The organism is Methylobacterium sp. Leaf361, from assembly GCF_001424445.1.
Lineage (GTDB): Bacteria > Pseudomonadota > Alphaproteobacteria > Rhizobiales > Beijerinckiaceae > Methylobacterium.
In genome coordinates, this window is record NZ_LMPY01000045.1 from 377,680 (window position 1) to 396,080 (window position 18,401).

The window sequence follows — 18,401 nt, forward strand, 5'->3', positions numbered from 1 at the left end:
CGGGCCGGCTCACGCGAGGGCGCGCGCCGCCTCCGAGACCTTGCGCACCGAGGCGTCGACGACGCTCGCCGAGGAGGCGATCTCCGCCATGGCGGTGTGGATCGCCGCGACGCCCTGCGCCGCCGACTGCATGTTCTCGGTCATGTCGCGGGTCACCGCGGCCTGCTCGGTCACGGCCGACGAGACGCTGAGCGAGATCGCGCTGAGTTGCTCGATCGTGGCGCCGATCCCGTCGATCGCCGAGACGGCCCGGGAGGTCTCGGCCTGCACGGCGGCGATCTGGGTTCCGATCTCACCGGTGGCCTTGGCGGTCTGCTCGGCGAGCGCCTTCACCTCGGCGGCGACGACCGCGAAGCCCTTGCCGGCCGCTCCGGCCCGGGCGGCCTCGATCGTGGCGTTCAGCGCCAGCAGGTTCGTCTGGTCGGCGATGGACCGGATCAGGCTGACCGCCGCTCCGATCCGGTCCGCGGCGCCGGTCAGCCCCACGACGATCGCCCCCGCTTCCTCGGCGCGGGAAACGACCAGATCGACGGAGGATTTCGCCTGCATCGCGTGACGGCTGAGTTCCTCGATCGAGGCAGCGAACTCCTCCGAACCCGCAGCGACCGCATCGACGTTGCGGCTTGTGCGGCTCGAGGCCTCCGCGGTCTCGTCCGCCTGCCGGACCACCCGGCTCATCGAATCGCGGATCGCCGCGATGTCGGCGTCGATCGCGCGCTGCCCCTCGGCCCGGCGCTGGCGGTCTTCGACCTGCCGGGTCACGTCGGTGGCGAACTTCACCACCGCGCAGGGCTTGCCGTCGGCGTCGAGGATCGGATTGTACGCGCCGAAGATCCAGACGGTGCGGCCGTCCTTCCCGACGCGCCGGAACTCGCCGGCCTGGTACTGGCCGTTGCCGAGCGCGGCCCAGAATGCCGTGTAGTCCGGGCTGGCCGCCTCCGCCGGCGCCATGAACATGCGGTGATGCCGCCCGCGGATCTCCTCCAGCGTGTAGCCCATCGTGGACAGGAAGTTGCTGTTCGCGTCCGTGATCGTCCCGTCAAGGGCGAAGCAGATCACCGCCTGCGAACGGTTGAGCGCTTCGACCTGACCGGCGTGGAGCGCGTTGCGGGCGCGTTCCGCGGTGATGTCGGTGGCGAGCTTGACGACCTTGGTGGGCTTGCCGCGGCGGTCGAGGATCGGGTTGTAGGAGCCCTGGATCCACACGGTGTGGCCGGCTTTCGTCACCCGCGGAAAGGCACGCGCCTCGTGCTGACCGGCGCGCAGCCGGTCCCAGAAGGCGCTGTAGTTCGGACCGGACCTGTCGGCCTCAGGCACGAACATTCTGTGATGCTGGCCCCGGACTTCGTCGAGCGTGTAGCCGACGAGGTCGAGGAATACGGCGTTCGCGTCGGTGACGGTGCCGTCGAGGTCGAATTCCACCCGCGCCATCGTCCGGTCGATCGCCGCGAGGAGGGCGTCGTCGCGTGAACCAAACATCACCATCGGAGCCCGTGCCCGCCTGATCTGTAAAGTGCGGACGATCATGAGGAGACGCGCTTAAAAAACCGTCAATGGCGTGCTCTCGTCATGAAACGGGCTCAATGAGAGCGCGAGAAAATTGTAGTAGAGCAGTTGATCGTCGCAAAATGCATTTATACAAACGACAAAGATAACCGAGCTATAAATCACTTTCGCGCCATTATCGGTCTTCGAGCCTATACATCGACTGATGGACGTTCTCGACTGGTCATGGCTGGAGGCGGTCCGTCGGGTTGTTCGGCGCGCGGCCTGCGTTAGGAGGAGCGTAGAACGCCGGCGGTCCGAGACGATCGGGGCGGGGACAGCTCGCGACACGGCACTGCCTGGAGACCCGACATGGACGAGGCCACACGGATCGACCGCCTGGAGATGCGCCTGACCGAGCAGGACGCGACGATCGAGGATCTGAACCGGACCGTGACCGAGCAGTGGCGGGTGATCGACCGGCTCGTCCGGCAACTCGACGCGCTGCGGGAGCAGGTGGAGGAGGCGGCCGCCCGCGCGGCGCCGCGCGGGCCGGAACCGCCGCCGCCGCATTACTGAGGGGAGGGGCCGGCGCGCCGCGGCGCGCCGGCCGGTGCGTCAGAAATTCGCCTGCGTGACGAACTTGGTGACCAGGTAGGCGTCGAGGGCCTCCGGGCCGCCCTCGCTGCCGTAGCCCGAATCCTTGACGCCGCCGAACGGCGTCTCGGGCAGGGCGAGGCCGTGGTGGTTGATCGAGATCATGCCGCTCTCGACCGCGTTCGACACCCGCGCCGCGCGCTCGGCGGAGCGGGTGTAGGCGTAGGCCGCGAGCCCGTAGGGCAGGCGGTTGGCCTCGGTGAGCGCCTCCTCGTCGTCGGAGAACCGGTTGATCATCGCCAGGGGGCCGAAGGGCTCCTCGTTCATGATCCGGGCGGTCAGCGGCACCTCGGTGAAGACCGTCGGCTCGAAGAAATTGCCCTGGTTGCCGAGGCGCTTGCCGCCCGCCCGCAGCGTCGCGCCGCTGGACTCGGCGTCCGCCGCCAGCGCCGTGACGGCGTCGAGGCGCCGCCCGTGGACCAGCGGTCCCATCTTGGTCTCGGGATCGAGCCCGTCGCCGACCTTCACCGACTTGGCGAAGGTCGTGAAGCCCTCGACAAAGCGGTCGAAGACCGAATCGTGCACGAGGAAGCGGGTCGGCGAGACGCAGACCTGGCCGGCATTGCGGAACTTCGAGGGGGCCAGGACGGCCACCGCCTTCTCCACGTCGGCGTCGCCGAACACGATCGCGGGGGCGTGGCCGCCGAGTTCCATCGTGGCGCGCTTCATGTGCTCGCCCGCGAGCGCCGCGAGCTTCTTGCCGACCACGGTCGAGCCGGTGAACGAGATCTTCCGGATGACCGGGTGCGGGATCAGGTAGGCCGAGATGGCTTCGGGATCGCCGTAGACCAGCGAGAGCGCGTCGCCCGGGACACCCGCATCCAGGAAGGCGCGGACCAGGGCGGCGCAGCTCGCCGGCGTGTCCTCTGGGCCCTTCAGGATCACCGTGCAGCCGGTGCAGAGCGCCGCCGAGATCTTGCGGACCGCCTGATTGATCGGGAAATTCCAGGGCGTGAAGCAGGCCACCGGCCCGACCGGCTCGCGGATCACCGCCTGCAGCACGCCGTCGGCGCGGCCCGGGATGACGCGGCCGTAGGCGCGCTTACCCTCCTCGGCGAACCAGTCGATGATGTCGGCCGCCGCCAGGGTCTCGACCCGCGACTCGGCGAGCGGCTTGCCCTGCTCCAGCGTCATGATCCGGGCAATCTCGTCGACCCGGGCGCGCAGCAGGTCGGCCGCCTTGCGCATCACCTTGGCGCGCTCGAAGGGCGCGACTTTGCGCCAGGCCGGGAAGGCGCGGGCGGCGGCCGCCAGGGCCTCGTCGAGATCCGCCGTGGTGGCGACCGCGCACTGGCCGATCGTCTCGCCCGTGGCGGGGTTCAGGACCCCCAGGGTGTCCCGGTCGGCACCCGCGCGCCAGCGCCCGGCGATGTGAAGCTCGGTATCCGGATACATCGGTCGATTCCCGCTCGGCCGCACCATCGGCCGCAGGCGGAATGTGGCGATGTGGCGCGCCCCGGCAATCCCCGCGGCGGCATGGCTGGGGCCGTCTGTATTCAGGCGGCGGCGCGCGCGGGCTCCGGCGCCTCGACGAGCGTCGCGCTCCCGTGGCGGGCGCGCAGGGTCGCGCCCTTCGGAACCACCCGCCAGCCCTCGCGGCAGCCGTCGATGGGCTCCGAGACGACGACGATGCCGCCCGGTCCCTCGCGATAGTACAGGCTCGGCGGCCGGCCGTCGCAGGCCCAGCGATAGGCGGTCAGCGTCTCGCCGTCCGTGAGCAGCGCGGTGAAGCGCAGCGGCTCGCAGACATTCGCCGACTCCATCAACTCGCGGACAGTCTTCAACGTCCGCGCCATCGCGCCGACGGGGTCCGCCTCGAGGCCGTTGGCGAGCGCCAGGAGGAAGATCGCCTCCGAGTCGGTGCTGCCGCGGCGATGGTCGTAGTAGGAATCCGGGATCAGCGCCTCGAGGCGCCGCTTGATCCGGTGGTAGCCGCCGATCTGGCCGTTGTGCATGAACAGGTGGCGGCCGAACACGAAGGGGTGGCAGTTGGCCCGGGCGGTGGCCGTCCCGGTCGAGGCGCGCACGTGCGCGAAGAACGTCCGCGCCCGCACCTGCCCGCACAGGTTCACGAGGTTCTCGTCCGACCACGCCGGGGAGATGTCGCGGTAGACACCTGGCTCGGGCCGCTCGGCGTACCAGCCGATGCCGAAACCGTCGCCGTTGGTCTCGGTCTTCCCCTCGTCGGCGTGCAGCGACTGGTGCACCAGCGAGTGGGTCGGCGCGCAGACGAGGTCGGAGAGGAAGACCGGCTCACCGCTGTAGGCGAGGAAACGGCACATGTCGAACGATGATCCTTCAGCTCTGAGCCGCGTACGATCCCGCGAAACGCCCCGCGCGGGTGGAGACGTTCCGCCGCAGGACGTTAACAGTCGGTCCACTCCGGTGAACAGTTTCTTAACCGCCCGGAAACTGCGCTATTTTCGTGCGTTCCGCATGAAAATGGTGCCGCCTGTCCGCAGGGCAGGCATTCGCCTCCGGAGCGATGCGACTCTTGTGAGCCGCCTCATGAAGGATCAGCATGGCCGAATCGGGGAATCAGAAGCTCGCCGTACAGGCGGCCACCCGACGCGGGGCAAGGCACCGGCAGCAGGAGACTTTGATGGATCGCGCAACGCCCGATAGTTCCGCCCCCGTGGCGCTCGTCGTGGAGGACGATGCGGCTGTGCGCGATCTCGCGACGGCGGTGCTCGAGGAGACCGATCTCGGCGTGATCGCCTGCGAGAGCGCCGAGGCGGCCCTCTCGGTGCTGGAGCGGTCCGACGTGACCGTGGCGCTGCTCTTCGCGGACGTGCGCCTGCCGGGCGCCATGGACGGCGTGTCGCTGGCGCAGGCGGTCAAGCGGCGGTGGCCGGACGTGCGCGTGGTCGTCACCTCGGGCGCGAGCCGGGACGCGCGGCTCCCCGATCAGGCAGTCTACATGCAGAAGCCCTGGCGGGCCCTCGACGTGCTGGTCCAGGCCGAGCACGCCACCATGGCCGCCAAGGCGGCCTGAGCTGGCGGCCTGAGCGCCCAGCGCTCAAAGCTCTTCACGTCATCGCGAGCGCAGAGCCCCGGCTCGTCGCTACAGGCGCGACCTTCCCCCTCTCCAGACGGATCTCGGGCCTGCCCGAGATCCGTCCCGAGAAGCCCGGCTCGGGGCAAGTTCGACGCGGGTGGAGAGGGGACCCGCGCCACGTGCGGCTCGCGTGCCCGGGCGCCTTCATCCGGACGCGACGCAAAGAAAAAGCCCGGCCTGCGCGCGCAGGCCGGGCTCTCTCATGACTGACGTGGTGTCGGTCAGGCGGCGGGAGCCGGGCTGACCGGGGTCTGACCGGCGGCGTTGCCGCCCTGGCCCTGCGCGGCGGACGGCGACGGGAAGCCGGGACGACGGCCGCCGGCGGGGAAGCGGGGCTTCGGCTTCGGCGCGGCGATCAGGCCCTCGCGGATCGCGGTCTTGCGGGCCTGCTTGCGGGCGCGGCGGACGGCCTCGGCCTTCTCGCGAGCCTTGCGCACGGACGGCTTTTCATAAGCCTTGCGCTGCTTCATCTCGCGGAAGATGCCCTCGCGCTGCATCTTCTTCTTGAGGACGCGGAGCGCTTGATCGACGTTGTTGTCGCGAACGAGTACCTGCAACGGACTTGATCCTCTGGACCTGAAGTTCTGGGTTCACGCGGCCCGCCGCCGATCTGGAAACCGGCAACGTCCCTCGCCCGGTTTGAACCCGGGAGGGACGGGAACGTCGGTTTCCGAATCGGCGTGGAGCTCACGCCTTGACGGGGCTATTACACCAAGCGCGCACCAGTTCCAACCTGTCCGCGCGATCCATCCGCGCCTGCGCCGTGCTAGGTTGCGCGGATGAGACACGACGACTCGCAGCAATTCGCCAGCGACAACTATTCCGGCATCTGCCCGGAGGCCTGGGCTGCGATGGAGGCGGCCAATCGCGGCCACGCCCCGGCCTACGGCGAGGACGCCTGGACCGCCCGAGCGGCCGACGCCTTCCGGAACCTGTTCGAGACCCCGTGCGAGGTGTTCTTCGCCTTCAACGGCACGGCCGCCAACGCGCTGGCGCTGGCCGCGCTGTGCCAGTCCTACCACAGCGTGATCTGCGCCGACTCGGCCCATGTCGAGACCGACGAGTGCGGCGCGCCGGAATTCTTCTCGAACGGCTCGAAGCTGCTGACCGTCCGGACCGAGGGCGGCAAGCTGACGCCGGAGGCGATCCGCGGGCTGGCGCAGAACCGCAGCGACATCCACTTCCCGCGGCCGCGCGTGGTGACGATCACGCAGCCCACCGAGACCGGGCAGGTCTACAGCCTCGCCGAGCTGCGGGCCGTGTCGGCGACCTGCCGCGAGCTGGGCCTCGCCCTGCACATGGACGGGTCGCGCTTCGCCAATGCCTGCGCGAGCCTCGGGTGCAGCCCCGCCGACATGACGTGGCGCTCGGGCATCGACGTCCTGTGCTTCGGCGGCACCAAGAACGGCATGCATGCCGGCGAGGCGGTGGTGTTCTTCGACGCCAAGCTCGCGGAGGATTTCGGCTACCGCTGCAAGCAGGCCGGCCAGCTCGCCTCGAAGATGCGCTTCCTCGCGGCCCCCTGGGTCGGCATGCTGGAGAGCGGCGCGTGGCTGCGGAACGCGGCCCACGGCAACGCCTGCGCCCGCCGCTTCGCCGAGGCGGTCGGCGGGCTGCCGGGGGTGCGAGCGCTGTTTCCCGTCGAGGCGAACGCGGTCTTCTTGACGATGCCGGCGGCCACGATGGAGGGCCTGCGCGCCCGGGGCTGGCGGTTCTACACTTTCATCGGCGGCGGGGCGCGCTTCATGTTCGCCTGGGATGCCCGGACGGAGCGGGTCGACGAGCTGGTCGGCGACCTGCGCGCCCTGGCGGCCGCCGCGGCCTGAGCGCGCGGACAGAGGGGCGCGGAGCCAACCCGTTGAAGGTGTTTCGCGCGCTGATGTCGAGATCCGCTGAGGAGCATCGATACGTCGGCACGACATGCGCTTGGTCGTCCTTGCGAGCGCAGCGAAGCAATCCAGTGTCGCGCGACGCCTGCCGAACTCGTGCGGCCCTGGGTCGCTTCGCTGCGCTCGCGATGACGGAGGGGCTGAGAGCCCAGGCTCGCGAGTGCTGGGACGGCGCGACGCTGCGACGGCCCGCTCCCTACAGCAGCGCGAGATCCGCCGGGTCCGCGCTGGGGAAGATCCGCCGCAGGCTCGCCTGGTCGAGCCCGTAGAGCCGACAGAACAGGCCGCCCAGCAGGCCGCGATAGTCGGTGAGCACCGGATAGTCCCGGTTCTGGAACAGGTGCGCCTCGTCGGCCCGCACCTGCGGTCCCGCGATCCGGCCGCCCCGGACGCCGCCGCCGAGGATCCAGTAGACGCTGCCGTGGCCGTGATCGGTGCCGCAGCTCCCGTTCTCCCGGAAGGTGCGCCCGAACTCCGACAGCACCACCACCACCGTGTCGGACCAGCCCGGCCCGATCTCCTCGACGAAGCCCGAGAGTCCGCGCCCCAGCTCGCCGAGTCGGTCGGCGAGGTAGCCGGTGCCCGCGCCCTGGTTCACGTGCGTGTCCCAGCCGCCGACATCGACAAAGCCGAGGTTGAAGTTCTCGCGCATCAGGCGGCCGATGCGCCGGGCCGACAGCTCGAAGCCCTTGGGCGAGACCGCCCCGCGGTCGGCCTGCCCGGCATGATCGGAGATCGTGTGGTAGACCGCGTCGCGCACCCGGAACCCCTCGGTCACGGCGGCGGCCAGCTTGGTGTCGCTGTACATCGCCGCGATGAGGCGGGCCTGTCGGTCGTCGATGCCGGGCTTGCCGACCCCGTTGATGGCGATGTTGGGCACCGTCTCGCCGCCCCGGAAGATGAGCGGCATCTGGTCGGTGAAGGCGATCGGCCGGACCCGGGTCAGTTCCGCGGCGAGCCGGGCCATGAAGCCGGAATTGTAGTCGCGGGCCGCGCCGACCGTCTGGCCCATCTCGATCGTGTCCTGGGTCTCGAAATGGCTCCGGGTCAGGTCGTCGGTGCCGGCGAACGGCACGAAAGCGGCCTGACCCTTGGCGTAGAGCGGCAGGAGCGTGTGGCGCAAAGCCGGGTGCAGGCTCCAGTCGACGTCGAGCGCCAGCGCCGCCTTCGGGTCCGACGCGTCGGGCTTCGGGATCGCGAGGTTTGGCCGCGACCGGTAATAGAAATCGCTGCCGGTCGGGATCACCACGTTGGCGGCGTCGTAGGCGCCGCGCAGGAACACCACGAGGAGGCGCGCGTCGGCCTTCGGGGCGGCCCAGACGCGGCCGGCCACCGTGGACAGGCCGAGCGCCGCCGAGGCGCGGATCAGGTCGCGACGGTTCATCGCATGAACTCCGGCGAGGCGAGGTAGAGGGTGTTCCAGTCCTGCGGCGAGACCGCCTGGGCGAGGGCCGCGCGCGTCGCCGCCGACAGGGTACCGGACAAAGCCGCGAAGTAGAGCCCGTTGGCGAGCACCGGGAAGGCCGGCTCCTCGGCCTGATCGGGCAGCGCCGGCTTGAACAGGCCGGCCGAGCCGGACCCGATTTGCCGGGCGATCTCGAACCGCGTCGCGAGCTGCCCGGGCCCGTTCCAGGCGGCCGCGTCGAGGGGGTAGCCGTCCGGCGTCGAGCGGTTGAACAGGCCCTCGCCGAGGCGGTTCAGCCAGCCGAGCACCGGGCCGGCGTTGCGGATCACGCGCCCGTCGTAGGCCATGCGCAGGGCCGAGAAGACGTAGCGCACCGGGTCCTTGAAGGCGCCGCCGCGCTCGGCCGTAAAGGCCGGCTCGCGCACCAGCGCCTCCATCACCGCGGCGATGTCGCCGTCGGTCCGCGTGAAGACGGCGGCGAGCCGGGCGACGAGGGCGTTGTCGGGTGCCTGCCCGAGGAAGTAGGTCGCCAGCGCCCGGGAGACGTTGGTCGCGGTGGCGGGGTTGCGGGCGATCAGGTCGACCGCCTCCTCGACCTCGGGCCAGCCGCGGCCCCGGATGCGCGTGCCGAGGAAGACCTTGTCGCCGTAATCGTGCCGGTTCGGGTTGAACTCGAACAGGCCGTCCCGGCGGAAGTCGGCGGCGCGCTCGGGGCGGAGCTTCGGGTTCTCGGGCTTCAGGTCGATGCCGACCCCGCTCAGGATCCGCGCCAGGGCCTCGACGTCGCCCTGCGTGTAGCCGGATCCGACACCCATCGTGTGCAGCTCCATGATCTCCCGGGCGTAGTTCTCGTTCGGGCGACCGGCGGCGTTGGCGTCGTTGTCGAGGTAGCGCAGCATCGCCGGGTGGCGCAGGCTCGCCATCAGCAGGTCACGGAAGCGCCCGAGCACGTGCGGGCGGATCGCCGTCTCGACGTAGTCGCCCACGGCGGCGCGCAGCGTCGACTTTCCCTGGTGGACGTTGAGCCGGTTGAACCAGAACCACGTCAGGCGCTCGCGCAGCTGGTCGGGGCTGTAGAGCGCCCGCAGTACCCAGACGGAGGCGGCGTTCCGCGCGGCCGTGTTGAGCGTCGCCTGGAAAGCCTGCTGCGCAACCGTCCTGGCCTCGGGATCGGCGATTTCCTTCGCCGCCTTGGCCTGCGCGTCCAGGGCCTGGGCCCGCTCGAACAGGCTGCCCGGCGGGGTCAGCGCGTCGACCTGCGCCTGGGCGTCGGGGGGCAGGCGCATTTCGGCGGGCGGGTGAAGCTGATCGTGTAGCCAGCGCGTCCGCCCCTCCGCGGTGAGCTGCGCGAAGGCCGAGGGCGTGGCGCCCCAGGTCAGGGCATCGAGGAAGGCGGCGTCGGCCGCTGCGGCGCGCTGCGGCGCCTCGGCCGCGCGGGGGCCGGGGCCCGCGGAGGCGAACAGCAGAGCGGTGACCAGACAGCAGCGTGCTGCGGCGCGCGACATCGGGGCCTCGCGAAGCGTGGATCGACCGGGGAAGCGTGGTGTCGCGCCCCTGTACGGTGCCTGAAAGGAGGCCCCATTCTGCCGCCGTCTTTGCCAATATCGGGGCTTGCCGCTACACGATCCCGAGACCGCGCGAGTGCCGCGCCGCGTACCACCACGTTCCGCCGACCCAGAGCGTTCGCTCCATGCTGATGCAGACCAAGACCGAGGCGAGGCCGGCCGATCCGGTGTCGCGGCGGCGCACCTTCGCGATCATCTCGCACCCGGACGCGGGCAAGACCACGCTCACCGAGAAGCTGCTGCTGTTCGGGGGCGCGATCCAGCTCGCCGGCGAGGTGAAGGCCAAGCGCAACCGGGTCTCGACTCGCTCCGACTGGATGGGCATCGAGAAGGAGCGCGGCATCTCGGTGGTCACCTCGGTGATGACCTTCGAGTACGGCGACTGCGTCTTCAACCTCCTCGACACGCCAGGCCACGAGGACTTCTCGGAGGACACCTACCGGACGCTGACGGCGGTCGATTCGGCCGTTATGGTGATCGACGCCGCGAAGGGCATCGAGGCGCGCACGCGCAAGCTGTTCGAGGTCTGCCGCCTGCGCGACATCCCGATCGTCACGTTCGTCAACAAGCTCGACCGCGAGGCGCGCGACCCGTTCGAGCTTCTGGACGAGATCGAGAAGACGCTCGCGCTCGACGTCGCCCCGGTCACGTGGCCGATCGGCACCGGCCGCAACTTCTCCGGTACTTACGAGCTCGGCGGCAACCGTGTCCGCCGCCTCGACGCCGCCGAGGATGCGGGGATGGTCCCGGTCTCGGGTCCCGGCGACAAGCTGTTCGACGAATTGCTCACCGAGGACGGCGCGGCCGACGCGTGGCGCGAGGAGGTCGAACTCGCCGAGGGCGGCCTGAAGCCGTTCGACCTCGACGCGTTCCGCGAGGGGCACCTGACGCCGGTCTTCTTCGGCTCGGCGCTGCGCAATTTCGGCGTGCGCGACCTGATCGACGGTCTCGCCAAGGTGGCGCCGCCACCCCGCGGCCAGGACGCCGACAAGCGCCTCGTCGAGCCGACCGAGCCGCGCATGACCGGCTTCGTGTTCAAGATCCAGGCGAACATGGACCCAAATCACCGGGACCGGATCGCGTTCATGCGGGTCTGCTCGGGCAAGCTCAACCGGGGCATGAAGGCTCGGCTGGTGCGCACCGGCAAACCGATCTCGCTCTCGGCGCCGCAATTCTTCTTCGCCCAGGACCGCGCGATCGCCGACGAGGCCTATGCCGGCGACGTGGTCGGCATCCCGAACCACGGCACGCTGCGCATCGGCGACACGCTCACCGAGGGCGAGGACATCGTGTTCCGCGGCGTCCCGAGCTTCGCCCCCGAGATCCTGCGCCGGATCAAGCTGACCGACGCCATGAAGGCCAAGAAGCTGCGCGAGGCGCTCCAGCAGATGGGCGAGGAGGGCGTCGTCCAGGTGTTCGTGCCGCAGGACGGAAGCCAGGCGATCGTCGGCGTGGTCGGCGCGCTGCAGCTCGACGTGCTGAAGGAGCGGCTCCAGGCCGAGTACGGCCTGCCGGTGGATTACGAGACCTCGCGATTCTCGGTCTGCCGCTGGGTGTCGTCCGATTCGGAGGCCGAGCTCGACAAGTTCATCGACTCGCACGGCTCGGCCATGGCAAAGGACCTCGACGGTGCCCCGGTCTTCATGGCGACCACGGCCTTCTCGCTCCGCTACGAGGAGGAGCGCTACCCGGCCGTGCGCTTCACCGACGTGAAGGATTACCAGAAGCGGGCGGCCTGATCGGCGCCGCCGGCGCCGCGCGGCGCCGGCGCGGCGTCAGAACTTGCCGAGCATCGGGAATTCGACGCTCAGGGTCGATTCGGACGCGATCGGCGCCTCGCGCTTGCGCGGCTTGCGGTTGAGGACCTGCTTCAGCTTGGTCTTCAGCACCGCCATGTCGAACGGCTTGAGGATGAAGGCGTCCGCGCCCGCCTGGTGGGCGAGGTTGATGTCCTCGAAGTCGAAGGACGACTCGGTGAGCATGAAGGGCGTGTTCATCAGCGCGTCGTCGGCGCGGATCTCGCGCAGCAGGGTGAGTCCGTCCATGGGCTCCATATCGAGATCGGAGATCACCAGGGCGTAGCGGCGCTGCCGCATCCGCTCCAGCGCCTCGGGCGCGTTGGTGACGCCCTCGACGTCCGGGAAGCCGATGCGGGTCATCAGCATCACGATCAGCCGCAGGAGCTTCTCCTGATCGTCGACGATGAGAATCGGGGGCGTATCGCTCTCGGACATCGGCGGCTCAGATGAAGAGGTGGTCGATGCCCTGACGGGACATCGCGTCGGACTGCAGCGACAGGCACAGCCCGTGTATCGCGGACGCCTTCGGCGTTCCGCGCTGGAGCATCGGGAGCAGGTTGGCCTTGGCGAACAGCGTGTCGTTCCCGGCCGTGCGCTGCGCGCTCTTGAACGAGTGGACGAACTCGCGCTTGGTGATCTCCCGCCACTCGCTGATCTGGACCTCGCGGTGCCGGCTGTCGGTACTCACCCGGTCGAAGGTCTCGTGCACGGATGTGCGCTCGCCCTCGATGACCTGGCAGGCGAAGTTCCCCTCGATGACCAGAAAGCTCGTGATCACCGCGAACTCGTTCTTCTTCTGAGCGATGCGACCGATATCGCTGATCTGCTCGGACCTCTTCGCCGCGTCCGACGACAGGTTGAGACGCGAGAAGTAGATGATGTGGACGAGGCTTGTCCGTTTCGCCCGCATGATCCCGTGATCCGCAATCCGTACCCGTTCAGCGCTTCCAGACAGGACGCACCGCGCGTGGCCCCGGCCCGGCGGCATCTTCGCGCGTGTCGAATAACACCGCGTAAACGCGGCGGACGGGACTTCCGGTCCGGATCTCCGCGCCCGCGGGACCGACCCGGCAGGATCTGCCGGGCGCGCGGCCATGACCGGTCAACCCTGCCGGGTCGTCGACAATCCGGTCCAGGATTCTCAAGGACTTAGCCCTGGCATGCCGGTTGCGGCCGGACCGGCCTGCGGGCCAGTGCGGCGCGCATCGGGATCGTTCGCCATGGATCTTTTCACCGCCCTGCAGACCTCGGTCTCCGGACTCCAGGCGCAGTCCTACGCCATCAGCAACATCTCCGGGAACATCGCGAACTCGCAGACGACCGGCTACAAGCGCATCGACACCAGCTTCGTCGACCTGATGTCCGAGAAGACGCCGGGCCGCGAGGTCGCGGGTTCGGTGCTGCCCCAGTCGCAGCTCACCAACACCCTGGCCGGCAACGTGGTCTCGTCGAGCGTGCCCACCAACATGGCCATCAACGGCCAGGGCTTCTTCACCGTCGTGCAGAAGACCGGCGACGCGAACGGCGCCACATCCTTCGGCGGCACGAGCCTGTACACGCGCCGGGGCGATTTCGCCCAGGACAAGGACGGCTATCTGGTCAACGGCGCCGGCGGATACCTGACCGGATCCAACCTCGATCCGATCACCGGTCAGACGACCAGCATCGGTCCGATCAAGATCGGCAACTCGGCGCTGCCGGCGCAGGCCACCACAACGATCACCTACGCCGCCAACCTGCCCTCGACGCCGAGCACGTCGGCCTCGGCGACGTCGGGATCCGATCTCTACAATCAGAATACCGCGGCCGTCGTGACCTCCGGATCGGGGCAGACCGGCGTCAAGGTCGATTCGACCCAGACCGGTGCCGTCTCGACCTTCATGAGCAACAGCATCGCCGGCCCGTCGCTGCCGGTCTACACGTCGACCGGCGCGCCGCTCACGCTGACGACCCGCTGGGCCAAGGTCCAGGACGCGACGACCACGCCGGCTCAGCCGGCCGTGTGGAACCTGTACTACTCCACCAACCCGAGCGCGCTCACGACGTCCGACTGGAACAACGTGGGCACGGCCTTCACCTTCGATTCCACCGGGAAGCTCACCTCGCCCTCGACGAACCCGATCCCGCTGGGGCCGATCACCATGGGTGACTACACATTCCCCAGCCTCAACATGAATCTCAGCGCCTCAGGCCTGACGCAGTATGCCGACACGACCGGTGCGGCGACGACCAACGCGCTGACGCAGAACGGCAACAGCTCCGGGACGCTTACAAGCGTGGCCGTCGGTCCGGACGGCAAGGTCAACGGCACCTTCTCCAACGGTTCGGTCGTGGCTCTCGCCTCGGTCGGCGTCGTCCAGTTCGCCAATGCCGACGGTCTGAAGGCCGATACGAACGGGAACTATCTCCAGACGGTCGACTCGGGGCCTCCGCTCGCGGGCCTCAACGGCAGCACGATCTCGGGCGCGAGCAACGAGCAATCGAACACCGACATTGCGACCGAATTCTCTAAGATGATCGTAACCCAGCAGGCTTACTCTGCGAACACGCGCGTCATGTCGACGGCCCAGACGATGATGTCTGATCTGCTCAACGTGATCCGCTGAGTGAGGGTGCGATTCGAGCCGCGGAGGCCGTGACATGTCGCTGAATGCGATCTCCACCTCGAGCGCAGGCCTCGCCGCCACCCAGGCGGCGATCAACATCGTCTCGCAGAACGTCGCCAATGCCGGGACGGCGGGCTACGTCAAGCGCACGCTCTCGACGGTCGCCACCGGGACGAACAATTCCGGCGTGGCCGCCGGCACGATCACCCGCAGCTTCGACGCCGCGGCGCTGAACCAGCTCCGGCTGGAGACCTCGGGCGCCGCCTACACGGGCACCAAGTCCGGCATCGCCGCCCAGCTCGACGCCCTCTACGGCGTGCCCGGCAGCTCCACCTCCCTCGACGGGACGCTGAACACCTTCACCCAATCGCTCCAGGAGCTCGCCGCCAACCCGACCTCGGCGGCCGCCCGTACGACCGTGCTGGGCAACGCCGCGGCCGTCGCGAGCCTCATCAACAGTGCCGCCGGCACGGTGCAGAACCTTCGCACCGGTCTCGAGTCGCAGCTCGGCACCGACACGAGCGCGGCGAGCACGATCCTGTCCAACATCGCGACGCTCAACGGCAAGATCCAGAACACCACTGACAGCACTTCGCTGACCGATCTTCAGGACCAGCGCGACCAGGCGATCAACAACCTGTCGAGCTACATGGACGTGCAGACGGTCCCGCAGCGCGACGGGACGGTCTCCGTCATGACCCGTTCGGGCGTGACGCTGGTCGACCGCGGGAACGCCGCGACCCTGACCTTCGACGGGCGCGGCGTGCTCAGCCCTACCGCGAGCTACGCGTCCGATCCCACGCAGCGGACGGTCGGGACCATCACGGCGACTCTGCCGGGCGGCGGCAAGATCGACCTCGGCGCCCCCGGCGTGTTGCGCTCCGGCAGTCTGGCCGCCGAGATCGAGATGCGCGACCAGACCCTGCCGCAGGCGCAGCGGCAGCTCGACGATCTCGCGGCCGGCCTCTCGACGGCGCTCACGAATACCGCGACCACCGGGACGTACAGCGGGACCGACACGCAGATCAGCGTGTCGACCATGCAGCCCGGCAACACGATCACCTTCCCGGTCACCGACAACACCGGGGCCGTGCGCAACGTGACGCTGGTGGCGTCCGCGACCTCCAGCGGCGCGGTCGTGCCCGCAGCGCAGACCACGGATGCCAGCGGCCTCACGCTGACCTTCAACGCCAGCGGCGGGCCCGGCACATACGCGGCTGCGATCCAGTCCGCCTTCGCCACGTTCAACGCCTCCGGCAGCACCTACAAGCTGCCGGCGCTGTCGGCGAATCCGGTCTCCTCGACCGCCACCAGCGCGACGCTGACGCTGGGGGCGGCCGGCAAGGTCGCCGGCGCGGCGAGCGCCAGCGTCACGGCCGTCTCGGCGTCGGACCTGAACACCGGCAACCCGTCGATCGCGATGTTCGTCGACGGTACGGGCAACAAGCTCTACACCGGCACGTTCGACGGCGGCTCGCAGCTCACCGGTTTCGCCCAGCGCATCACGGTCAACGGCGCGCTGGCGGGCAACACCGCCGCGCTGACGGCTACGAGCGCCACGGACACGAGCACGTCGGGCGCCCGCGCCCAGAAGCTGTTCACGGCGCTCACCGCGAACCAGCAGACCTTCTCGTCGTCGAGCGGTATCGGCGGCGTCTCGGCCCCCTACAGCGCCACCGTGATCGGTTTCGCGCAGGACATCGTGTCCACGCAGGGGGCCAACGCGTCGAACGCCGCGGCCCTCGACGCCACCCAGCAGACGGCGCTCTCCACCGCGCAGAGCCGGTTCTCCGCCGGGGCGGGCGTCAACATCGACCAAGAGATGTCGAACCTGATCGCCCTGCAGACCGCGTACGGTGCCAACGCCCGCGTGCTCACCGCGGCCCGCGACATGCTCAACCAGCTGCTGCAGATCTGATCATGACGACGATCACGCCCTTCGCGGCCGGCTCCTACATCACCAACCGCAACGCCTCGCAGCTCCAGGCGCTGAAGAGCCAGCTCAACGAACTGACCAACCAGCTCTCGAGCGGTCAGGTCTCGCAGACCTATGGCGGCCTCGGCTCCGGGCGGTCGACGGCTCTGTCCGCGCAGGCCACCCTGAGCGCGCTCTCCGGCTACGCCGCCGGCATCACCGCCGCGCAGACCCGGACCGACCTCGCGGTCACGAGCCTGACGCAGGTTGCGACCCTCGGCACCTCCACCGGGACGATGCTCCAGAACGGCCTGCAGAGCGTGGCGGCGAACTCGGTCTCCGGCCGGTCGACGGCGCTGGCCAACCTGCAGACGGCGCTCGACACGCTCAACGAATCGGCGGCGGGCAACTACCTGTTCGGCGGCACCGACACCACGACCCAGCCGGTGGTCGATTCGAGCAAGATCCTCAACGGCACGACCGACGCGAGCGGCAACACGCTCGACGGCCTCTCGACCCTGATCTCGCAGCGGGTCACCGCCGAGCTCGGAGCGGGGGGCAACGGCCGCCTGACGCAGACTCTGGCCAGCCCGGCCACGAGCGTTCAGGTCACCGAAGAGTCGAACAACCTGACCCGAGGGCAATTCGGCTTCACCCTGGCGGGCGCGCCGACCACGACCGGCTCGGCGATCGGCGCGACCTACACGGCGGGCACGGCTACTAGCCCGGGCAGCTTCAGCCTCAGCATGACGACGCAGCCGAGCGCCGGCGACACCGTGTCGTTCGCGCTGAAGATGGCCGACGGCACCTCCACGACGATCACGCTCACGGCCGCGACGAGCGCGGACCCGAAATCGATCACCAACTTCGCCATCGGCTCGACGCCCGCCCAGACGATGGCCAACCTGTCGGCGACACTGAGCAACGCGCTGACCGGTGCGGCCAACAGCACGCTGGCGGTGAACGCCACCGCGGCGACCGCGTCGAACTTCTTCTCCGGCGCGGCGGAAGGCGGCCCGTCGGGGTCGGGCGTGATGCCGCAGCGCATCCTGTACGATGGCACCACCCCGGTCGGCTACAGGGCGGCCACGCCTCAGGACACGGTGCTGTGGTACCAGGGCGAGAACACCTACACGCAGCCCGCGCCGCCGGCAGTGCCGCAGCCGACCTCGGCGATCGACACGCAGTCGGTCCAGGTGAGCGCGACCGGGAGCGTCGGGACGGGCGCCCGCGCCAACGATCCCGCGGTCCAGAACGTGCTCGCCGGCCTGGCGACCATGGCCTTCGGCCTGCCCACCACGAACGACGCCAACACCTACAACACCTACCAGACGGTGGCGACGAAGGCCGGCAGCCTGCTCTCGTCCGCCAACCAGACCCCGAGCGTCCAGGACACGGTCACGCAGCTCACCGTCGCGTCGACGCGGCTCTCGAATGCCGGCACGACCAACAAGGCGCTCCAGAACACCGTCCAGAACACCCTGGACGGGATCGAGCAGATCTCCCCCGAGGAGGTCATCACCAAGCTGCTCGACGTGCAGAACCGGCTCCAGGCCAGCTATCAGGTGACCGCGACGCTCTCGAAGCTCTCCCTCGTGAACTACATCAGCTGAGCTGATCGCCGAGACCGGTCAACGCGCGCCTGACGCTCGAAAAATCTCGCGACGTGTCGGGTTCACCATAGTCTTGCCGCTTTCCGGGAATGAAGCGCAGCGTGCGGTCGCGCCCACGCGCCGTCATTCGATTGAGGAGAGGTCGGCATGGCGCTGTCCGGACCCATCGAACTCGTCCTCCGCCTGGGAGCCGTCCCGCGTAGCGGCGCGATCGTCCTGGTCGAGCAGGCCGTCGACACCTACCTCGCGGGCTACGCGCATCCCGAAGAGCGCGCCATCGCCCTCGACATCCTGCTGCGGGACCTCGCCCGCCTGCGCATCCACGAGCCCGACCTCGACGGGTTCGTCGGCGAGGTCGAGCACTACATCGACCTGCTCCACCGAGATCTCGCCCGCCAGGCCGCCTGAG

16 protein-coding genes are annotated in these 18,401 nt (G+C 69.4%); 8 read left to right on the forward strand and 8 right to left on the reverse strand.

All coding sequences use genetic code 11. The annotated features are described in order from the left end of the window. Positions 1-9 precede the first annotated feature (9 nt). The gene (locus tag ASG32_RS25540; protein WP_056531898.1) at positions 10-1,485 is read right to left on the reverse strand and encodes a PAS domain-containing methyl-accepting chemotaxis protein; all 1,476 of its coding nucleotides are present in this window, start codon (positions 1,483-1,485) and stop codon (positions 10-12) included. Between the two features lie 372 nt (positions 1,486-1,857). Between ASG32_RS25540 and ASG32_RS25545 the strand changes: the two genes are divergently transcribed. After that, complete coding sequence (locus tag ASG32_RS25545; protein ID WP_020092944.1) at positions 1,858-2,064, forward strand: SlyX family protein; 207 nt, start codon at positions 1,858-1,860, stop codon at positions 2,062-2,064. Positions 2,065-2,103: 39 nt separating this feature from the next. Here ASG32_RS25545 and ASG32_RS25550 read toward each other — a convergent pair whose 3' ends face one another. Beyond that, a complete protein-coding gene (locus ASG32_RS25550) occupies positions 2,104-3,537 on the reverse strand; it encodes an NAD-dependent succinate-semialdehyde dehydrogenase (protein WP_056531900.1) in 1,434 nt (477 codons plus the stop codon). A 101-nt stretch (positions 3,538-3,638) separates the two neighbouring features. Continuing rightward, a complete protein-coding gene (locus ASG32_RS25555) occupies positions 3,639-4,424 on the reverse strand; it encodes a class II glutamine amidotransferase (protein ID WP_056531902.1) in 786 nt (261 codons plus the stop codon). Between the two features lie 320 nt (positions 4,425-4,744). Between ASG32_RS25555 and ASG32_RS25560 the strand changes: the two genes are divergently transcribed. After that, positions 4,745-5,137 (forward strand): response regulator, encoded by a 393-nt coding sequence (locus ASG32_RS25560; protein ID WP_026604893.1) that lies wholly within the window; start codon positions 4,745-4,747, stop codon positions 5,135-5,137. Positions 5,138-5,421: 284 nt separating this feature from the next. Here ASG32_RS25560 and rpsU read toward each other — a convergent pair whose 3' ends face one another. Next, entirely contained in the window at positions 5,422-5,757 is a 336-nt protein-coding gene (rpsU, locus tag ASG32_RS25565; protein WP_012322424.1) for a 30S ribosomal protein S21, read from the reverse strand. Positions 5,758-5,979: 222 nt separating this feature from the next. Between rpsU and ASG32_RS25570 the strand changes: the two genes are divergently transcribed. Further along, positions 5,980-7,026: a low specificity L-threonine aldolase gene (locus ASG32_RS25570; RefSeq protein ID WP_056531904.1), complete on the forward strand. Its 1,047-nt coding sequence runs from the start codon at positions 5,980-5,982 to the stop codon at positions 7,024-7,026. Between the two features lie 259 nt (positions 7,027-7,285). On the opposite strand, the gene ASG32_RS25575 is transcribed toward ASG32_RS25570, so the two are convergent. Continuing rightward, positions 7,286-8,473, reverse strand: a complete 1,188-nt coding sequence (locus ASG32_RS25575) for a DUF1501 domain-containing protein (RefSeq protein ID WP_056531906.1) — start codon at positions 8,471-8,473, stop codon at positions 7,286-7,288. Further along, a complete protein-coding gene (locus tag ASG32_RS25580; RefSeq protein ID WP_056531908.1) occupies positions 8,470-9,999 on the reverse strand; it encodes a DUF1800 domain-containing protein in 1,530 nt (509 codons plus the stop codon). The genes ASG32_RS25575 and ASG32_RS25580 overlap by 4 nt, the downstream gene beginning before the upstream one ends. 185 nt (positions 10,000-10,184) lie before the next feature. Here ASG32_RS25580 and ASG32_RS25585 point away from each other — a divergent pair, with 185 nt between their 5' ends. Continuing rightward, entirely contained in the window at positions 10,185-11,798 is a 1,614-nt protein-coding gene (locus ASG32_RS25585) for a peptide chain release factor 3 (RefSeq protein ID WP_056531911.1), read from the forward strand. A gap of 36 nt (positions 11,799-11,834) precedes the next feature. On the opposite strand, the gene ASG32_RS25590 is transcribed toward ASG32_RS25585, so the two are convergent. Then, entirely contained in the window at positions 11,835-12,293 is a 459-nt protein-coding gene (locus tag ASG32_RS25590) for a response regulator (RefSeq protein ID WP_020092936.1), read from the reverse strand. A gap of 7 nt (positions 12,294-12,300) precedes the next feature. After that, a complete protein-coding gene (locus tag ASG32_RS25595) occupies positions 12,301-12,768 on the reverse strand; it encodes a BLUF domain-containing protein (protein ID WP_056531913.1) in 468 nt (155 codons plus the stop codon). A 310-nt stretch (positions 12,769-13,078) separates the two neighbouring features. On the opposite strand from ASG32_RS25595, the gene ASG32_RS25600 reads away from it, so the two are divergent. The 4 genes from ASG32_RS25600 (at position 13,079) to ASG32_RS25615 (ending at position 18,400) form a co-directional block, all read left to right on the forward strand. After that, positions 13,079-14,464: a flagellar hook-basal body complex protein gene (locus ASG32_RS25600; protein WP_020092934.1), complete on the forward strand. Its 1,386-nt coding sequence runs from the start codon at positions 13,079-13,081 to the stop codon at positions 14,462-14,464. A 34-nt stretch (positions 14,465-14,498) separates the two neighbouring features. After that, positions 14,499-16,382: a flagellar hook-associated protein FlgK gene (gene flgK / locus ASG32_RS25605; RefSeq protein ID WP_056531915.1), complete on the forward strand. Its 1,884-nt coding sequence runs from the start codon at positions 14,499-14,501 to the stop codon at positions 16,380-16,382. Between the two features lie 2 nt (positions 16,383-16,384). Next, the gene (locus ASG32_RS25610) at positions 16,385-17,992 is read left to right on the forward strand and encodes a hypothetical protein (RefSeq protein WP_056531917.1); all 1,608 of its coding nucleotides are present in this window, start codon (positions 16,385-16,387) and stop codon (positions 17,990-17,992) included. A gap of 147 nt (positions 17,993-18,139) precedes the next feature. Continuing rightward, the gene (locus tag ASG32_RS25615) at positions 18,140-18,400 is read left to right on the forward strand and encodes a hypothetical protein (protein ID WP_056531919.1); all 261 of its coding nucleotides are present in this window, start codon (positions 18,140-18,142) and stop codon (positions 18,398-18,400) included. The last annotated feature ends 1 nt before the right edge of the window (position 18,401 follow it).

What these genes read in the sequence shown, in the direction of transcription:
- ASG32_RS25560 (WP_026604893.1), top strand. Translation starts at nt 4,745, where the DNA reads ATGGATCGCGCAACGCCCGATAGTTCCGCCCCCGTGGCGCTCGTCGTG.
- ASG32_RS25595 (WP_056531913.1), bottom strand. Translation starts at nt 12,768, where the DNA reads ATGCGGGCGAAACGGACAAGCCTCGTCCACATCATCTACTTCTCGCGT.
- flgK (WP_056531915.1), top strand. Translation starts at nt 14,499, where the DNA reads ATGTCGCTGAATGCGATCTCCACCTCGAGCGCAGGCCTCGCCGCCACC.
- ASG32_RS25580 (WP_056531908.1), bottom strand. Translation starts at nt 9,999, where the DNA reads ATGTCGCGCGCCGCAGCACGCTGCTGTCTGGTCACCGCTCTGCTGTTC.
- ASG32_RS25545 (WP_020092944.1), top strand. Translation starts at nt 1,858, where the DNA reads ATGGACGAGGCCACACGGATCGACCGCCTGGAGATGCGCCTGACCGAG.
- ASG32_RS25570 (WP_056531904.1), top strand. Translation starts at nt 5,980, where the DNA reads ATGAGACACGACGACTCGCAGCAATTCGCCAGCGACAACTATTCCGGC.
- ASG32_RS25550 (WP_056531900.1), bottom strand. Translation starts at nt 3,537, where the DNA reads ATGTATCCGGATACCGAGCTTCACATCGCCGGGCGCTGGCGCGCGGGT.
- ASG32_RS25540 (WP_056531898.1), bottom strand. Translation starts at nt 1,485, where the DNA reads ATGGTGATGTTTGGTTCACGCGACGACGCCCTCCTCGCGGCGATCGAC.
- ASG32_RS25575 (WP_056531906.1), bottom strand. Translation starts at nt 8,473, where the DNA reads ATGAACCGTCGCGACCTGATCCGCGCCTCGGCGGCGCTCGGCCTGTCC.
- ASG32_RS25610 (WP_056531917.1), top strand. Translation starts at nt 16,385, where the DNA reads ATGACGACGATCACGCCCTTCGCGGCCGGCTCCTACATCACCAACCGC.
- ASG32_RS25600 (WP_020092934.1), top strand. Translation starts at nt 13,079, where the DNA reads ATGGATCTTTTCACCGCCCTGCAGACCTCGGTCTCCGGACTCCAGGCG.
- ASG32_RS25555 (WP_056531902.1), bottom strand. Translation starts at nt 4,424, where the DNA reads ATGTGCCGTTTCCTCGCCTACAGCGGTGAGCCGGTCTTCCTCTCCGAC.
- ASG32_RS25585 (WP_056531911.1), top strand. Translation starts at nt 10,185, where the DNA reads ATGCTGATGCAGACCAAGACCGAGGCGAGGCCGGCCGATCCGGTGTCG.
- ASG32_RS25615 (WP_056531919.1), top strand. Translation starts at nt 18,140, where the DNA reads ATGGCGCTGTCCGGACCCATCGAACTCGTCCTCCGCCTGGGAGCCGTC.
- ASG32_RS25590 (WP_020092936.1), bottom strand. Translation starts at nt 12,293, where the DNA reads ATGTCCGAGAGCGATACGCCCCCGATTCTCATCGTCGACGATCAGGAG.